The organism is Williamsia sp. z71 (assembly GCF_059553375.1).
The window spans coordinates 282,959-300,198 of sequence record NZ_JCANWX010000007.1; the positions used below are offsets into that span (position 1 = coordinate 282,959).

Genomic DNA, 17,240 nt, shown 5'->3' on the forward strand with positions numbered 1-17,240 from the left:
GGGTGCTGCTTGTCACGGGTTCGGGCTCGATGATGTCCGCTCGTGACACCATCGGAATCAATAGGTGCTGACCTGAACCGACAGTCCCGGGTCCGTCGCAACCGTCAACGCGGACGGAGAAGCCCCACCGGCGATGACATGCGCCCCCAATGTGGCGATCATGACACCGTTGTCGGTGCACAGACGCGGTTTCGGGATCCGAAGTGTGATGCCCGCGGCATCGCACCGTTCCTGTGCCATCGACCGGATGCGCGAGTTCGCGGTCGCGCCACCGCCGAGAACCAGCGTGTCGACACCGACGTCGCCGCACGCTCGGATGGCCTTCATCGTCAACACATCGGCGACGGCCTCTTGGAACGACGCGGCGATGTCGGCCACCGGCGGTTCCACACCGTCACGGCGGCACTTCTCCACGTACCGCGCGACTGCGGTCTTCAGACCGCTGAACGAGAAGTCGTGCCGGGCGTCGCGGGGACCGGTCATCCCGCGCGGGAACTTGATGGCGTTCGGATCCCCTTGCGCGGCAGCCGCATCCAGCGCGGGTCCACCTGGAAATCCCAGGCCGAGCAACCGCGCGACCTTGTCGAAGGCCTCCCCCGCCGCATCGTCGACCGTGGTGCCGAGTTCGGTGATCGGGGCACCCAGGTCCGTGACGTGCAGCAGATGCGTGTGTCCACCCGACACCAGCAATGCGACACAGGGCGGCATCGGTCCGTGTTCGAGCGTGTCGACGGCAACGTGCCCGCCGAGATGGTTGACCGCATAGAGCGGCACATCCCAAGCTGCGGCATAGGCTTTCGCGGCCGCCACCCCGACCAGCAGCGCGCCGGCCAGACCGGGGCCGATCGTGACCGCAATGGCGTCCGGCACCTTGATGTCGGCAGCGCTCAGCGCCCGTCGCATGGTGGGCACGATCGCCTCGAGGTGCGCACGGGATGCCACTTCCGGAACCACACCGCCGTAGCGGGCATGCTCCTCGACGCTGGAGGCGACCTCATCGGCCAGCAGAGTGGTGGTGTGATCCGCGTTCCACCGAACGATGCCCACCCCGGTTTCATCGCAGGAACTCTCGATACCCATGACGATCATTGCGAATCTCCCGATTGTGACTGCTCACCGACGGCCCGGCGTCGCATCGTGTAGGCGTCGGCTCCGCTGGGCTGATAGTAGCCGCGGCGCACACCCACTTCTTCGAATCCGTTGCGGCGGTAGAGATTGATGGCGGTCTCGTTGTCGGTCCGCACCTCGAGAAATACCGGTGCGTGCCGACTGTCGGCGATGTCGAGGAGCGCCGCGAGCAAGGTTCGACCGTGCCCCTGTCCTTGGAACTGCGGGTCGACGGCAATGGTGTGGATCTCGCACTCGGGGTCGTCGGCGGGTCCGAGCACCGAGATCCCGGCATAGCCGATCAGCGTCTCGCCATCGCGTACGGCAAAGTAATGATTGTGCGGCACAAGGATTTCCGACCGAAAGGCCTCGGCGGGCCACGGCGAGTCACCCTCGAACAGCAACGCTTCGATCCGGGCACATCGGGCCGCATCCCGCGTCAGGAGCGGTCCGATCATTTCTTTCGGTCCTTGAGTTCCACCGCATCGGGCCGACGAAGATACAGCGGGATCAGTGGTCCGGGTTCCACACCGGACACCAACTCTGGCAGTGCCACGACCACCAGTCCGACAGCCGTCGGCGCGGTCGCCGTCAGGATCGGGTAGTCGTAAAGACCTGTGTGACTCGGCGATCCGGCGACCGCATCGATCTGTTCACCGGCCAGCTTGGCACCGAGTTCGGCAGGCGCCATCACATCGGGTCCGTGGGTCCGAACCCCGGCGGAGTAGCGCGCCCAGTAGACCTCACGCCGGCGGGCGTCGGTGACCACCAACAGCGAGGCGACATCGGTTGCCTGCGCGGCGATGGCGTCGAGCGAACACACCCCGTACACCGGCAGCCCCAGCGCGTCCCCGAACGCAGCGCCGGTGGCCAGCCCCACCCGCAGTCCGGTGAAGGGCCCGGGGCCCTGTCCGACCACGACCGCGTCGAGATCGGATCGGGCCAGGCCGGCCTCGTCGAGGCATTCCAGGATTCGGGTGGTCAGGATCTCTGCGTGACCGCGGGTGGTCACCTCGCTGCGCTGCGCGCGGATGACCGTCTGACCCGTTTCTGCGGTCAGTTCGACGATCCCGGTGACAACTTCGGGAGTGGCGGTATCGATGGCGAGCACAAGCACGATGAGCCAGCGTACCCGCCTCCCGATGATGTGCCCTTTTGGCGCAGCTCACCTGGGCTTTTGTTCGCCAGAAGGGCACATCACCGGGAGACGAAGCGAAGCGGAGCTCGACCCATCATCGGGGTGGGTCAGTGATCCAGCCGTAGGCGGCGGTGCGTTCGTCGGTGTCGACGTCGCGGGAGAGCCGGACCAGCAGATGCCGCCGGCTCAGCCGCTCGGCGACCCCCTCGCCCCACTCGACCACCACCACCGAATCCTCGAGGTCGGTGTCGAGATCGAGCGCATCGAGTTCGTCGAGGCCACCGAGCCGATACGCATCGACGTGGATCATGCCGGGACGGCCCTGCGCACCCGGGCGGTGCTGGCGGGCGATGATGAAGGTGGGCGACGACACCCGGCCGATCACGCCGAGTCCGGCCCCGATCCCGCGGGCCAGCGCCGTTTTGCCGGCTCCGAGCGGTCCGTCGAGGATCACCACGTCACCGGCGGCCAGTTCGGCGGCGAGTTGGCGGCCGAAGGCCTCGGTGTCGGCGACGTCCGGCAGAGTGCACTGGTGTGGCAGGACCGGGTTCATGATTGCCAGGCCCGCTCGACGAGGGTCTCGATGGCGTCGGTGATGACGTCCGGGTTCTCCAGCATCACCATGTGACCGCACTCCGGGACACCCACCAGCTCGCACCCTGACCCCAGTCGGTTGTGGAGTTCCACCGAGTTCGGCAGCGGGGTGACCTTGTCCTCGTACCCGCACGCAACCAGGGTCGGGACCGCCGACAGGACTGCCAGCCCCGCGGTCTCATCATGTTCTTCGAGCGATCGCAGGAAGTTGACCACGGTGTCGATCCGGGTCCGCTGGATGACCGATTCCACGTATTCGCTGACCGCCGGTGAATGGAAGGTGGATCCGAAACTGCCGGCCGCGAGGACCGGGGCCATCAGCATCCGGGTCAACCCGCGCCCGGCCTCCACCGCGCGCGGTGCCTGCCGCACCGACAACCGGAAGGCATCCACCAGGGGATTTTGCAGTCCCCGTCCCAGTCCCGCCTCGGCGATGCCGTGCGCGGCCGAGGCCACCAGCCCCACCCCGAGGACCCTTGTCCCGAACAGTTCGGGTCGTCGGCTGGCCAGTGCCATGATCGCCATCCCGCCCATCGAATGACCGACCACGACGACCGGTCCGGTCGGGACCACGGTTCGCAGGACGGCCTCGAGGTCGGCGGCCATCTGGGTGATGGTGCACGATCCGGGCGAGGCCTGTCCCGACTCGCCGTGGCCGCGTTGGTCGAAGAAGAGCATCCGGACGTCTGGGCCCCACCGCTTTTCGAGATCGCGGCGCTGGAAGTGCCACGTCGACATGCGCAGGCAGAATCCGTGGACGAACACAACCGTCAGCGGTGCGTCAGCGGGGCCGACCTCCCGAACAGCAAGTGGCACACCGTCGTCCGCGACAACGATGCTCGCGTGGTCGGTGTAGATCAAACCGAAATCCTCGATCGAATTCGGATCCGCGGTGGCCGGTTGCCTGCGGGTCAGCGACCGGGCTGCCGCACCGAGCGCCAACGCGCCCAGCGTCGCGACACCCGCAGTGCCCGCGAGGATCTCGAGTCGTCCGGATCGCTCCATCAGGCCACCTCACCGCGACCGGGCGTGGTGACGTAGGTACGAACCGCACGCCCGCGGATACCCGAGATGATCTCGTAGTCGATGGTGCCGATCGCCTCTGCCCATTCGAGCGCGGTCGGACCCCCGCCGGCGCCGGTGCCGAACAGGATGGCCCGATCTCCGACGGCCACGCCGCCACCGTCGGGGCCGACATCGATCACCATCTGGTCCATGCAGACGCGCCCCACATTGGGGTATCGGCGTCCGTTGATCTGCACGTCGAGTGTGTTCGACAGCAACCGGGGCACACCGTCGGCATACCCGGCCGGCAGCAGCGCAACGGTGGTGTCTTGCTGTGCCACCCAGCTGTGACTGTACGAAACACCCTGTCCCGCCGGAACTTTCTTCACCGAGAGCACCTCGGCCGACAAGGTCATCACCGGGATCAGACCGAAGTCACCGAGATCGGGGATCGGTGAGCGCCCATAGATCGCAATACCCGGACGCACCAGGTCGCGCGCGAGATCGGGCCGCATCAGGGTGGCCGCCGAATTGGCGATGTGCCGCACTGCAACCGGCGCCCCCACCCGCGCCAGATCGGCAGCGGCCTCGTCCAGCCGCTGCGCCTGCAGATCGTTGAGCGGATGTTCGGGTTCGTCCCCCCGCACGAGGTGACTCATCGCGCCGTGCAGGGTGATCACCTGTTCGGCGACGGCCTTTGCCAACGCGTCCCTGGTGTCGTCCCACTCGGTGATGTGCACGCCGTTGCGGGCCAGACCCGTGTCGACCTTCACCGTCACCGACGCGGTGCGTCCGGCGGTGCGTGCCGCGGCCACCACCGCCTCGAGCTCCCGAGAGGAGGAGATCCCCAACTGGACGTCCGCCTCGACGGCCGAGACGAAGTCGGAGTTGCTGCCGTGCAGCCAGGCCAGCACCGGGGCGGTGATCCCGGCGCGGCGCAGTTCGAGCGCCTCGTCGATCGTCGTCACACCCAACTCGGCGGCGCCTGCCGCCAGCGCTGCCCGGCCGATCTCGACTGCACCGTGGCCGTAGGCATCTGCTTTCACCACCGCGATGATCTGGGCGGTGGTGTGCGAGCGGAGGACGCCGATGTTGTGCGAGACCGCCGAAAGGTCGATCCGCGCTTCTAGTGCCGGAGTGTTCATCACGTCCATTCTCTCACCTACGACCACCGAGCAATTCACGCAAGGTCGGCGAGAGTGCCCTGACCAGGGCCGATGCTCCGATCGGAGCCGTGTCGCCCGATGCGGTGATCGCGGCCAGCGCGTGGACCCGAGCCGCGGCCGCGCCGGCGAGCGAGGCATCGATGCCGGCCGCGAGCAGACTGCCCGCGATACCGGAGAGAACGTCACCGGCACCGGCCGTCGCCGCCCAGGACGACCGCGCGTCGTTGACCAGGGTCAGGTCGTCGGCCCCGGCGATCACCGTGGCGCGCCCCTTGAGCAGTACCGTCGCCTGCAGTTCGCCGGCCAGTTCACGCACCGCGGCGATGCGGTCCGGGCCCGGCGCCGAGCCGGTCAGGCGGGCGAACTCACCGGCGTGCGGGGTCAGCAGGGTCGGTGCATCGCGGCCGACGACCAGATCCCGGTGAGCGGCGACCAGCGTGAGGCCATCGGCGTCGATCAGTACCGGCAGATCGGTGGACAGGACGTACTCCAGCCGGCGGAGCCCGTCGGCATCGGTGCCGGCGCCCGGGCCCACCACCCAGGCCTGCACGGTGCCGGCGTTTTCCGGTTCATCGGCCACCACGGTCTCCGGATACTGTGCCAGCACGTGCGGACCGGCGCCTCCGGCGTATCGGACCATGCCCGACGTCGCCGACACCGCGGCCCCGGTACACAGCACCCCGGCTCCCGGATAGCGGGCCGAACCGGCCACGATCCCGACCACCCCCTGGCTGTACTTGTCGTCCGCAGGCCCGGGGATCGGCCAGAGTGCCGCCACGTCATCGTCGGTGAGTTGACCGGCCGTCGGTTCGGTGGCATCGATACCGATGTCCGCCACCACGATTCGACCGCACTGCGTCGCCGCCATCACATGGGCGATCCGCGCCGCCCCGAAGGTCACCGTGACCGCGGCCTTGACGGCGGGTGTGTTGACGAACCCGGTGTCGGCCTCGACACCCGACGGGATGTCCACCGCAACGATCGGCGCCTCCGTCGTGGCCAGGACTTCCACAGCCGCTGGGCGCAACGGGCCGGTCCCACTGAGACCGACGATTCCGTCGATGATCAGATCGACTGCGGTGGGGAATCTTTCGACGACCACACCACCGGCCTTTTCAAACGCCGCCAGTCCGGCTGCGTGCGTACGATCGCCGAGTAGCACCGCCTGCACCTGCACCCCACGACGACGGAGCTCAGCCGCCGCGTAGAGCGCATCCCCGCCGTTGTCACCGGATCCGGCGACCACCCCAACCAGACGGCCATAACAACCACCGGCCCGGGACTTCAGTTCGGCGGCAACCACTTCGGCGACCCCATGCGCAGCCCTACGCATCAACACACCACCGGACAGCAGATCACCGGTGGCCGCCTCGGCCGCCCGGATCCGGTCGGCACTGAAGTAGCTGATCATGGCCGCGATCCCCCCGGACTACTCGACGGTGACGGACTTGGCCAGGTTCCGTGGCTTGTCCACGTCATAACCTCTGGCCTGCGCGACCGCGGCGGCGAACACCTGCAGCGGCACCGTCGAGACCAGCGGCTGGAGCAGTGTCGGGGTCTGCGGGATCCGGATCAGATGGTCGGCGACGTCGACCACTGATTCGTCGCCCTCTTCGGCGATGACGATCGTGGTCGCGCCGCGGGCCTGGATCTCCCGGATGTTGCTGATCATCTTGGAGTGCAGCACCGCACGTCCGGTCGGGGACGGCATCACGATGATGACCGGGAGTTCGTCCTCGATCAGCGCGATCGGGCCGTGCTTGAGTTCTCCGGCGGCAAAGCCCTCGGCGTGGATGTAGGCGAGCTCCTTGAGCTTGAGTGCGCCCTCGAGTGCCACCGGATAACCCACGTGCCGACCCAGGAACAGGACTGTCCCGCAGTGGGCGAGGTCGCGGGCGAGTGATCGAACCGGTTCCATCGTGTCGAGCACCTTGCTGACCGCGGCGGGCATCGCCTCGAGTGCGGCAAACTCTCGGGCCACCTCGTCGGGGTACTTGGTGCCGCGCGCCTGCGCCAGCGCCAATCCGACCAGGTAGGTCGCGGTGATCTGCGCGAGGAAACACTTGGTCGACGCCACGCCGATCTCGGGTCCGGCGTGGGTATAGAGGACGGCATCGGATTCGCGTGGGATCTGCGCACCGTTGGTGTTGCAGATCGCCAGCACCTTGGCCTTCTGATCCTTGGCGTGTCGAACCGCCTCGAGGGTGTCGGCGGTCTCCCCCGACTGCGAGATCGCCACCACCAGCGTCGACCGGTCCAGCACCGGGTCGCGGTAGCGGAACTCGCTGGCCAGTTCGACCTCGACCGGCAGCCGGGTCCAGTGCTCGATCGCATACTTCGAGAGCAATCCGGCGTGGTAGGCGGTACCGCAGGCCACGACGAAGACCTTGTCGATGTCACGCAGGTCGTCGTCGGTCAGCCGCTGTTCGTCGAGGACGATGCGCCCGTTCTCGAAGTGACCGAGCAGGGTGTCGGCGAGCGCCTGCGGCTGCTCGGCGATCTCCTTGAGCATGAAGTAGTCGTAGCCACCCTTTTCCGCGGCGGCGAGGTCCCAGTCGATGTGGAACGGCTTACCCGGTTGCACGTTCTTCTCGAAGTCGGTGATCAGGTAACTGTCGGCGGTGATGACCACCACCTGGTCCTGGCCGAGTTCGACGGCGTCGCGGGTGTGCTCGATGAATGCCGCCACATCGGAACCGACGAACATCTCGCCCTGCCCGACACCCACGACGAGCGGTGTCGACCGGCGGGCGGCGACGATCGTGTCGGGGTGATCGGCATGCGTGAACACGAGCGTGAAGGCGCCCTCGAGACGCTCGAGGACGGCATACGCACTGGCCACGAAGTCGCCGGCAGTGGGTCCGGACGCGTACTGCAGGTACATCATGTGCACTGCGGTCTCGGTGTCGGTGTCCGACGAGAACTCGATGCCGGCCTGCTCCACCTCACCCCGCAACGTGGCGAAGTTCTCGATGATCCCGTTGTGGACCACCGCGATCTTGCCGTCGATGCTGGTGTGCGGATGCGCATTGCGGTCGGTGGGCCGACCGTGGGTTGCCCATCGGGTGTGCCCGATACCGGTGGTACCGCTGAACGACTCGCGCCCGATGGAGGCGAGTTCCTTGTCGAGGTTCTCCAGGCGTCCGGCCTTCTTCTCGACTGCAGCGTTACCCGCGCCGTCCAGAATCGCGACTCCGGCCGAGTCGTAACCGCGGTACTCCATCCGCCGCAGCGCCTCGACCACAACCTCGAGAGCATCGCGTCTGCCCACGTATCCGACGATTCCACACATAGTGCTACAGGGTACTTGCCGCCTGCGGCAGGAGTGAATTGCCGCAAGCAGAACCTGATTTACGAAACCAAAATGCCGCTTCGGCGTGACAGGGAACCACATTTCTGGTTAAGGTAAGCGCACTCTTGGAGTTCACGGAGCGAAAGCGCCGCGAGAGTCAAGGGGGATGCGTCAGTTGGGACGCCCTCGATACGTTCGATCCGTATGTCCTCCACCACCGGTGGCCAATTCGATTGGCACCCAGACATTGTTGAATATCAATTCAGATACCTTCGACAACTCTTTTCCCCGGCGATGGAATCAATGATTCTTGACGTCCGGATTGTTTCCACGAATCATCCGACACACTCGCGCCAATTCCCTTCCCAAACTACATATACGGGCATTTTTGCAGGTACCTTTCCATAAGCGGTGATCCCCCCGCGTCGGTGATCACCAGCATTTGAAGGACAAGCATGAATTGGCTCTGGGACTTATCGGTACTCGATGGCGCGCTGCCATGGATCGTCGACATCGCCGGGTTCGCCGGCCTCGGCTGGCTCGTTCTGTTCTTCCGCAAGAAGTACCTGCTGGTGGTGGTCCCGGCCGCGGCCGCGGCCGCGGTGGTATTGGTGCTGTTGGCCAAGTGGCTCATCGAGGACGTCTGGACGCTCTTTTCCGACGCGGTGCCCACCAAGTGCTATATCTGGGCCGGGGTGGCGGTGTTCGCGGCACTGCTCTTCGTTCCGAGACTGGTGATGGGGAGCGGTCGCATCGGTAGGGTCATCACCGTTTTCGCGGCCGTATTCGCGATTGTCATGCCCCTATCCGCGATCAATCAACATTTCAGCGAATACCCCACGCTCGGCTCGGTGTTCGGCATCAATCACTTCAAGACGATCTCCATTGAAGAGGCGAGCAAAACCGATCTCAAAACCGTGTCGCCAAATGAATGGAAGAACCCTCATGATCTGCCCGCCCAGGGCAGCATCAGCACTGCGTCGATTCCGCCCACGGCATCGGAGTTCACCGCGCGCCCGGCGAAGATCTATCTTCCCCCCGCCTATTTCTCCCACCCCCGCCCATTGCTTCCGGTTCTGGTCCTGATGGCCGGACAACCCGGATCCCCTCAGGACTGGCTCGTCGGCGGCCGACTGTCCGAGACGATGGACCACTACGCGAACCAGAACGACGGGTTGGCGCCGATCGTGGTTGTGGCCGACGCCACCGGCAGCGCGCTGGCCAATCCCCTGTGCACGGACTCAAAACTGGGCAACGCAGCGACCTATCTCTCACAAGACGTCCCGAACTGGATCAAACAGAGCTTCCAGGTCGACGAGGATGCGAAGGCGTGGGCCATCGGCGGGCTCTCCTACGGCGGCACCTGCGCATTGCAGATGACCACCAATCATCCGGAGATCTACCCGACATTCATCGACCTGTCCGGGCAGTTGGAGCCCACACTCGGCAACCGCAAACAGACCGTCGACGCGGCATTCGCCGGCGATGACGCCAAGTTCGTCGCCGTGAACCCGATGGACCTGATGAAAACCAGGCAGTACCCGGGCGTGGCAGGCGCATTCGTGGTCGGCAAACAGGATGCCGAATATCGGTCAGGACTTCAGCAGGTCTACGAAACCGCGAAGGCCGCAGGGATGGACGTGCATTTCAGCACCGTGCCGGGTGGCCACTCGTTTGCCGTCTGGTCAGCGGGCCTGAGACAGGAAATGCCTTGGCTCGGTACCCGACTCGGTCTGCCATGAGCCAGATGACGGTCCCGACGGCAATCGACGTGAATCACAATGTGGCCTGATCCTCCGTTCCGGCCCGTCAATCACCGGACACGTCCGGCGAAAAACAACGAGAGGTGCCGATGAGCACGCCCGAGACCCCCAGCGAGGCAACCCCGGCCGACCCGGTGGCAGCCACCCCGGCAGCCGCCGAGACGACAACGGCGCAAGCGACAGTCGCACCACCACCGGCCCCCGCGCAGACACCCGTAGAGCCTGCGGCACCGTCGGCGGTCGCCAAGGTCGTCAGGGTCATCGGCCAGACGATTCGGAGGGTCCCGTTCACCATCTCCCTCATCGCGCTCATCCTGATGGTGGGCATCGCCACCGAGTCACTATGGGGGGCGGTCGAGCACAAGAGCTGGTTCGACGACGTCGCGTACGGCTACGCGCCGCTGACCGAGGGCAAGTTGTGGACGCCCCTGTCCGGCACCCTCTTCGGCCTCCACCCACTGCGATACCTCAGCATCGTCCTGCTGCTTGCGATCTTTGTCGGCTGGTCCGAATGGCTGCTGGGCACACTGCGGGTGGCGTGTGTCGCGATCGTCGGCCAGATCGTCGGAATCCTCGGCGCGATCGCCTTCATCGCGATCTTCTTGCCGACGTCGTGGCGCTGGGTCGATAACCTCTCCGAGGTCCACGACGTCGGCGTGAGCACCGCGGTCGTGGCATCGGTGGCCGCGGCGACCGCCTGCCTGCGATCCCCGTGGCGGCTTCGCGCCCGCTCGATCCTCCTTGCCTACGTGGCGATTTCGTTCCTGTTCGAGGGAACCCTCGCCGATGTCTCACACCTGATCGCAGTGGCCGTCATGCTGGTCATCGGCGAGAAGTTCTTCAGCCGCGACGAATCGGGCGTGATGCCCCGTACCCGGCAAGAGATCCGGATGATCAGCTTCCTCGGACTGGTCCTGATCGGGGTCGTGAACATCGCCGTTGCGCTGTTCCCGGGCGACGGACCCTTCGGTCCCACCGACTCGACCGACGACCTGAGCTGGGGATCGATCGTCACGATGATCTTCGTGCTGCTCATCGCCGACCAGCTACGTCGCGGCCGCCGGTGGGCCTGGTGGATCACCGTGGTCTACGGCGTGTTGTACATCGTCGCGCTCATCGTGGTCATCATCGCGCTGATCACCTCGTCGTATGAGGGCCAGGGTGCGGTCACCGTGGGGACCGGCCTGCTCTGGATCGTCGAATTGGTCCTGCTGTTCAACGGTCGTTACGCCTTCACCGTCCCGTTCAACAGCCGAAAAGTAATGGCAGGAAACGGTGGACCGGATCCGGCCGAACAGGTGCGCACGCTGTTGAAACAGCACGGCGGCAGCACGATGAGCTGGATGATCACCTGGGAGAACAACCGCTACGCCTTCACGAAAGACGGCACGGGTGTCATCGGGTACCAGCGTCCCGCCGGCACCCTAGTCGCACTCGCCGACCCGGTCTGCGCTCCGAACAAACTCACCGAGACGGTCCGCGAGTTCACCGACCTCGCCGAGAACAGCGGCCGGATACCGTTCTGGTTCTCCGTCAGCGAGAAAACCGCGACCGTCGCCCGTGACATGGGTTGGCGCACACTGCAGATCGCCGAGGACACCATCATCGACCTACCGACGCTGGCGTTCAAAGGCAAACCGTGGCAGGACATCCGGTCTGCCATCAACCGGGCGAAGAAGGAGGGCATCACCTTCAAGCTCACCACCTTGAAGGACGAGCCGTTCGCGGTACTCGCCCAGGTCCGGGCGATCTCCGAGGAATGGGTGGGCGACAAGGATCTCCCCGAGATGGGGTTCACCCTGGGGAGCGTGGAAGAAGCCCTCGACCCCGAGGTCCGGATCGCGCTGGCCACCGATGAGAGCGGATCGATCCACGGTGTGCTCTCCTGGCTGCCGGTCTTCGGACCCGACGGCACCATGCGCGGATGGACGCTCGACGTGATGCGTCGCCGCGACGACGGCTTCCGCCCCTGCATCGAGTTCCTCATCGCCAGCTCCGCGCTGGCGTTCAAAGCCGAAGGTGCACAGATCCTCTCGCTGTCGGGCGCCCCACTGGCGCGGGCCGAGAACGAGTCGGGCGATGCCGAGGCGATGGATCGTCTTCTCGACACCCTGGGTGCGGCGATGGAACCGTTCTACGGATTCCGTTCCCTGCACGCGTTCAAGATGAAGTTCCAACCCCGGTACGAGCCGGTCTACATGTGCTTCCGCGACGAGGGCGACCTGCCCCGTATCGGAATCGCGCTGACCCGCGCGTACCTACCGAATGCCACCCCGGGTCAGATGCTCAGATTGGCGACGAACAGGGAGTGATCGCGCCGACGCGCATGCCGCGGATCCGGCCGCCGCACCCATGACGGGGTGCGGCGGCCGGACCAGCGAACGCCTAGACGGTCCCGGCCCCGAGCTTGGTCGAGGCGTGTGACCGGGCGCGCTGCGCCTCGATGGCGTCATCGAACTCCCTGCGCCAGTTCTCGGTCAGCGGCAACCCACGGGTGACCGCCTCCTCGGCCGACAACTCCACCGGGAATCCGAACGTGTCCGAGAGCTTGAAGAGGTCATCACCGGTGACGGCGTCACCGGTCTTGCCGAGGCGTTTGAGCTCTCGCAATCCCTTGCCCAGCGTCCGGCGGAACGACCGCTCCTCTTTCTCGAGCACCGCGATCACGACGTCACGTCGCTGCGCGACCTCGGGGTAGGCCTCGGTGTAGAGGTCGGCCACCACCGGGACGAGCTGCGTCAGCAGATTCTGTTCCACCCCGAGCTGATGGGCGAATCGGATCGCACGACGCAGCAGACGCCGCATCACGTAGCCCTGTTCCTTGTTCGACGGGACCACACCGTCGACGGCCAGGAAGACCGCCCCGCGGATATGGTCGGCGATCACCCGCATCGCGACAGTATTGTCCTCATACGATTTCGCGGTGAGCTCTTCGATCTTTTCGACGATGGGCCAGAGCAGACTGATCCGGTACACGTCGGGACTGTCGATCGCTGCGGCCGCGATCCGTTCGAGGCCACCGCCGTAATCGACGTTTCGCTTCGGCAATTGGGCGAACCCGTCGTCGGTCTTCGCATATTGCATGAAGACCGAGTTGCCGATTTCCATGTATTGTCCGCCGTCGGAGTTCTGATGCGGGTACTTGCCGAAAGCGGTGTCGTGCTCGACCTGCGGGAAATAGTAGAAGACCTCGCTGTCGGGGCCACCGGGATCGCCCACCGGCATGGTCTCCGGACCTCCCGAGCGCGACCACCAGTTCTTGTCGCTGTAATAGGCGATCCGCGCGCCCTGATTGCCCTGTTCGTTGCCCTGCTCTTCGGTGAGCAGGACAACCCGGTCCGCAGAAACCCCTGCCTTGGTGAACAACTCGGACCAGATGTCGGCACTCTCGTCGTCCCGCGGAATGCCGTTCTCCGGATCGCCGGCGAACACGGTGACGTAGATACGGTTCGGGTCCAGACCGACGATGTCGGTCAGGAAATGCCAGAACTGTGAAATCTGTTCGGATTTGAAGTAATCACCCAGACTCCAGTTACCCAACATCTCGAAAAAAGTGGTGTGCCGGTTGTCGCCGACCTCCTCGATGTCCTGCGAGCGTAAACAGGTCTGCGAATCGGCAAGCCGATTGCCTTCGGGATGCTCTTGACCGAGCAGGTACTTCAGTAGTGGCTGCATACCGCTGCCGGTGAACAAAGTGGTGGGGTCGTCCTGCGGCACCAGAAGAGATCGCGGGATCAGGGCATGGCCCTTTTCCTGCATCAAAGACAGATAGGCACTGCGGATTTTGTTGGCATCCATTGGATTACTCTCCCAATGTCCGGAACCAATTGCGCGCTGAAACGGCACTCTGGGCCGAACTTGCTTTCTTTAGGCGATGGCCTACTGCCGTTGGTCGGCGCGATCACCTAGAGTCAGATCGTGGCCAACCCCAAGAAGCTTCTCTCGCAGCTGTCCAGAACCGGACCGCACAAGGTCCTGCGCGGCGACATGGCGATCATCGGGCTCCCCGGAACCGTCTACACGCCGGCCGAGGGCAAAGACCTCGCCGGCATCGCCTTCGGGCACGGCTGGCTGACCGGCGCCAGGCAGTACTACAAGACGCTTGCGCATCTGGCTTCCTGGGGCATCGTCGCAGCGGCGCCGTCCACCGAGAAAGGCATGCTCGGCTCGGACGAGGGCCTTGCCGCCGACCTCGAGACAGCGCTGGGCGTGATCAGCGAGGTGCGTCTCGGGACCGGCAACATCACCGTGAACAAGCATCGCCTCGGGCTGGTCGGCCACGGTTTCGGGGCGGGCGCAGCCACCCTCGCGGCCTCCCGCAGTGACCGCGCGAAGGCACTGGCCGCGCTGTATCCGGCGCCGACGAGCAAGGCTGTGCTGCCGGCGGCCGCAAACATCCGGATCCCGACGATGATCCTGACCGCGCCGGGTGAGTTCGAATCGATGACCTCGAACGCGTTGGCGCTGCGGCGCGCGCTGCCGGCCGAAGCCCAGCCCGTTCTGCGATTGGTGCCCAGGGCCGACAACCGCGGCCTGGCCGAGGGATTCAGCGTGCGTGGCGCACTCGGCGCCGGCGGTAACAGCAGAGCCACCCAGCGCGCGACCCGCGGCGTCCTCACCGGTTTCTTGCTCCATCAGCTGACCTCGGACAACACCTACTCCGCATTCAGCGACCCCGAGGCCGCACTGGGCAAGATGCTCACCGTCGATCCGGAATCACTGCCGCCGGGCACCGAAGATGTGATCGATCCACTGACCCGATTGCTCCGCAAGTAACTTGCGCTTGCCGCAGGCCCCGTCCGGCGGAGATCTCTCAGCGGTCGGTCAGCCAGCCGTTCTCGAACGATGAATCCACGCCGGTGGCGACCCGGTGGTGCACGGACGCGGTCGGCTCTTCGGTCCCGGCCTCGACGGTGTTCTCGGCTCCGGTTTCGATCGGGACCGATCCGGCGACGGGCGTGTGTGGGCTCAGGTCGATGTCGTCAGCGGGCAGGAGGATCGCACCACCCCGGGCGATCGATTCGCGCGTGACACCGCGACGATGCCGATCATCGGCGGCCTGGACCCGGACACGTTCACCGAGTGCGGCCACCTGCCGCTCATAGCCCTTTGTCGCGGCGACAGTCTTGCGCTGTGCTGCGGCCACGATCTCGTCGAATTGATCCGCAATACTCATTGGTCACCGGCCAAGGCCAGCTGCCCGTCGTCCGCAGGTGTGCCTTCGTCGCTCTGTGGCGACGATTGCGGCGACACCGGCGTTGCCTCCTCAGGCGAGGTGTCACCGACTCCGGGCGTGGTGTGTTCTGGGCCCGGCACCGGCCGCGCGGCGGTCTGTGGTGACGCCTGCGGAAGCGGGGGCGACCCGCCCGAATCGGCGGGCGGGCACGGCGTTTGCCCCGCTTCCGGGGGCACGGCGACGGCATCTGGAGCCGACGACGGTACCGGGACCTTCTGTTCGGGGACCGCATCCTGTTCGCCGTGCACGTCCTCGGCGGCAGGCGTTTCCTGGTCTTCGGTGTGCCCCGGCTCGGTAGCCGCCTCCGGCCTACCGATCGAACCATCCGGCCGGACTTCCAGGACGTGGGTATCAGTATCGCCGCCGGCCCCGGTCACCGCCAGCGTCACCGACGCACCGTCGGGACCCGCCTTGATCTCGATCACCCTGTCGCCCAGCATGATCGAAGCGGCCGAGCCGGGGTCCGGACCGCTGCGGCCACCGGTCCCCGCCGAATCTTCCTCCGGACCCGCATCGAACGACCCGTCGGCCGACAGCCCACCCTGGGCGACAACGGTGGTGATCGCTTCGGCCAAGCCGGTCATCGCAGCGGCAGCGAGCGTGCCGACAGCGCCGAGGAGCGGCCCCAGCAGTTCCGACGCAGCCTCTCCCGAGAACGCCGATGCACTCACCGCGGGCGTTGTGACCATGGCCGGCGACGTGACCACGGGCGGCGAAAGCCCGGCAGCAACCGCCGGGCCGTCCGGGCCACCGGACGCCGGGGACAACGAGCCCACGGTTCCCCCGCTGCGGCCCTCCGGCTGAGCCCCGCGGTCGGATGACTGCGCGACGCCCGCCGTCTGTACACCCGCCCCAACAGCCAAGCCGCCGTCACCTCCCTGACCTGCCAGCTCATCGGCCGCTTCGGGTTGTCCCCCGGTTGCGGCCGGACAGTCGGCGCTGCCGACCGCGGCCATGGCAGCGCACAGACCCGACAGAATTGCTTCGATGGCCTCATCGCAGGTCGTCACCGCTACGCCGAACAGATCGACGGCGGCGGAGATCGCGGCCCGGAGTTCGGCGTGGTGTGTGAAACAGGCCGTATTCATCTTCAGCCACAGCGCAATCGGAACACCGAGAAGACTGTCCGCGTCGATCGTCCCGATGCAGCCGTACTGGGTGAAACGTGCGACATCTATGCAGTCGGCGGCGATCAGCATGCCGGCACCGATCGCAGATATCTCCGCGAGATCCGTCTCAGCGCGGGGCAGTATCGTCCGGAGTTGCTGCCGCGCGTCGATCCCGGAACCATCCGGCCAGGCATCCGCCAGCGCACCCTCGTGCTGCTTCTGGACGTCGACCGCCGATGTCACGGTTGCGTGGAGTTGTTGCACCACAACGCCGTCAGCTCGCAGTCGAGCCGTACTGAGGTCGTCGGATTGACAGAAGCGGCTGCGGAAAGCCGAGAACTCCGGGAAGTCGGTCATGCCCAGACGATGCGCCAGTGGGGCGACATGTACAAAGAACTGCAAGGCGGATTCGGCCGCCTCACGCGCGGCGGCCAGGTCTGACTGCAGGCTCGCGCCGGTGCCCGGCCCCCTACCCACGACCCACTTCCCCAGTGCCGAACGAGTCGGCATTGGTCGTGTCCTGTCCGCCCAGGGTGTCGGCCGCACTCGCCAAACCCTCGCCGAACTGCCGCGTCGCTCGCGCCAGGACTCGCACGCTCTGCGCCATCGCCAACAACCCTGCGCTGTAGGCCAACTCGTGATGCGCGTAACGGCGGCCGAGCTGGGCACCGAAGTCGCAATCCCCCAAACCCGTACACGCGACATCAACGGTTCGCGCGGCCTCCCCGAAAATGCCCCCGATCCGCCTGACCTCCGGCGGGTCGATACGGGTCGAATCGCCCATGTTCACCTCCCGCCAGGTAAGACGCGCCACCGTCGGGTCAGGTTCC

At 66.0% G+C, this 17,240-nt stretch carries 15 protein-coding genes; 3 read left to right on the forward strand and 12 right to left on the reverse strand.

Annotated features, from left to right (window positions below; all coding sequences use genetic code 11):
- Nucleotides 1–57 precede the first annotated feature (57 nt).
- The 8 genes from tsaD to glmS form a co-directional block, all read right to left on the reverse strand.
- Nucleotides 58–1,089: a tRNA (adenosine(37)-N6)-threonylcarbamoyltransferase complex transferase subunit TsaD gene (gene tsaD, locus AC51GR_RS18605; protein ID WP_496326126.1), complete on the reverse strand. Its 1,032-nt coding sequence runs from the start codon at nt 1,087–1,089 to the stop codon at nt 58–60.
- On the reverse strand, nt 1,086–1,565 hold the full coding sequence (gene rimI / locus AC51GR_RS18610) for a ribosomal protein S18-alanine N-acetyltransferase (RefSeq protein ID WP_496326127.1): 480 nt from the start codon (nt 1,563–1,565) through the stop codon (nt 1,086–1,088). The genes tsaD and rimI overlap by 4 nt, the downstream gene beginning before the upstream one ends.
- Entirely contained in the window at nt 1,562–2,224 is a 663-nt protein-coding gene (gene tsaB / locus AC51GR_RS18615) for a tRNA (adenosine(37)-N6)-threonylcarbamoyltransferase complex dimerization subunit type 1 TsaB (protein WP_496326128.1), read from the reverse strand. Before tsaB ends, rimI begins: the two co-directional genes overlap by 4 nt.
- A gap of 115 nt (nt 2,225–2,339) precedes the next feature.
- On the reverse strand, nt 2,340–2,798 hold the full coding sequence (gene tsaE, locus AC51GR_RS18620; RefSeq protein ID WP_496326129.1) for a tRNA (adenosine(37)-N6)-threonylcarbamoyltransferase complex ATPase subunit type 1 TsaE: 459 nt from the start codon (nt 2,796–2,798) through the stop codon (nt 2,340–2,342).
- Entirely contained in the window at nt 2,795–3,844 is a 1,050-nt protein-coding gene (locus tag AC51GR_RS18625; protein WP_496326130.1) for an alpha/beta fold hydrolase, read from the reverse strand. The genes tsaE and AC51GR_RS18625 overlap by 4 nt, the downstream gene beginning before the upstream one ends.
- Nucleotides 3,844–4,989: an alanine racemase gene (gene alr, locus AC51GR_RS18630; RefSeq protein ID WP_496326244.1), complete on the reverse strand. Its 1,146-nt coding sequence runs from the start codon at nt 4,987–4,989 to the stop codon at nt 3,844–3,846. Before alr ends, AC51GR_RS18625 begins: the two co-directional genes overlap by 1 nt.
- Nucleotides 4,990–5,002: 13 nt before the next feature.
- Complete coding sequence (locus AC51GR_RS18635; RefSeq protein WP_496326131.1) at nt 5,003–6,421, reverse strand: NAD(P)H-hydrate dehydratase; 1,419 nt, start codon at nt 6,419–6,421, stop codon at nt 5,003–5,005.
- 18 nt (nt 6,422–6,439) lie between these two features.
- Nucleotides 6,440–8,302: a glutamine--fructose-6-phosphate transaminase (isomerizing) gene (glmS, locus tag AC51GR_RS18640; protein ID WP_496326132.1), complete on the reverse strand. Its 1,863-nt coding sequence runs from the start codon at nt 8,300–8,302 to the stop codon at nt 6,440–6,442.
- Nucleotides 8,303–8,757: 455 nt separating this feature from the next.
- Here glmS and AC51GR_RS18645 point away from each other — a divergent pair, with 455 nt between their 5' ends.
- Together AC51GR_RS18645 and AC51GR_RS18650 are read left to right on the forward strand one after the other, a co-directional pair.
- Nucleotides 8,758–10,044 (forward strand): alpha/beta hydrolase, encoded by a 1,287-nt coding sequence (locus AC51GR_RS18645; RefSeq protein WP_496326133.1) that lies wholly within the window; start codon nt 8,758–8,760, stop codon nt 10,042–10,044.
- Between the two features lie 110 nt (nt 10,045–10,154).
- The gene (locus AC51GR_RS18650; protein ID WP_496326134.1) at nt 10,155–12,377 is read left to right on the forward strand and encodes a bifunctional lysylphosphatidylglycerol flippase/synthetase MprF; all 2,223 of its coding nucleotides are present in this window, start codon (nt 10,155–10,157) and stop codon (nt 12,375–12,377) included.
- A 73-nt stretch (nt 12,378–12,450) separates the two neighbouring features.
- Here the strand turns inward: AC51GR_RS18650 and AC51GR_RS18655 are convergent, their stop codons facing one another.
- The gene (locus tag AC51GR_RS18655; protein WP_496326135.1) at nt 12,451–13,863 is read right to left on the reverse strand and encodes an alanine--tRNA ligase-related protein; all 1,413 of its coding nucleotides are present in this window, start codon (nt 13,861–13,863) and stop codon (nt 12,451–12,453) included.
- Nucleotides 13,864–13,983: 120 nt separating this feature from the next.
- Here AC51GR_RS18655 and AC51GR_RS18660 point away from each other — a divergent pair, with 120 nt between their 5' ends.
- Nucleotides 13,984–14,841 carry a dienelactone hydrolase family protein gene (locus tag AC51GR_RS18660; protein ID WP_496326136.1) on the forward strand — a complete coding sequence of 286 codons (858 nt, stop codon included), beginning with the start codon at nt 13,984–13,986 and terminating at the stop codon, nt 14,839–14,841.
- A gap of 37 nt (nt 14,842–14,878) precedes the next feature.
- On the opposite strand, the gene AC51GR_RS18665 is transcribed toward AC51GR_RS18660, so the two are convergent.
- The 3 genes from AC51GR_RS18665 to AC51GR_RS18675 are packed head-to-tail and all read right to left on the reverse strand — an operon-like array spanning nt 14,879 to nt 17,194.
- Nucleotides 14,879–15,241 (reverse strand): hypothetical protein, encoded by a 363-nt coding sequence (locus tag AC51GR_RS18665; protein WP_496326137.1) that lies wholly within the window; start codon nt 15,239–15,241, stop codon nt 14,879–14,881.
- Nucleotides 15,238–16,887 carry a hypothetical protein gene (locus AC51GR_RS18670; protein ID WP_496326138.1) on the reverse strand — a complete coding sequence of 550 codons (1,650 nt, stop codon included), beginning with the start codon at nt 16,885–16,887 and terminating at the stop codon, nt 15,238–15,240. The genes AC51GR_RS18665 and AC51GR_RS18670 overlap by 4 nt, the downstream gene beginning before the upstream one ends.
- Nucleotides 16,880–17,194 carry a hypothetical protein gene (locus AC51GR_RS18675; protein ID WP_496326139.1) on the reverse strand — a complete coding sequence of 105 codons (315 nt, stop codon included), beginning with the start codon at nt 17,192–17,194 and terminating at the stop codon, nt 16,880–16,882. The genes AC51GR_RS18670 and AC51GR_RS18675 overlap by 8 nt, the downstream gene beginning before the upstream one ends.
- Nucleotides 17,195–17,240: the final 46 nt, after the last annotated feature.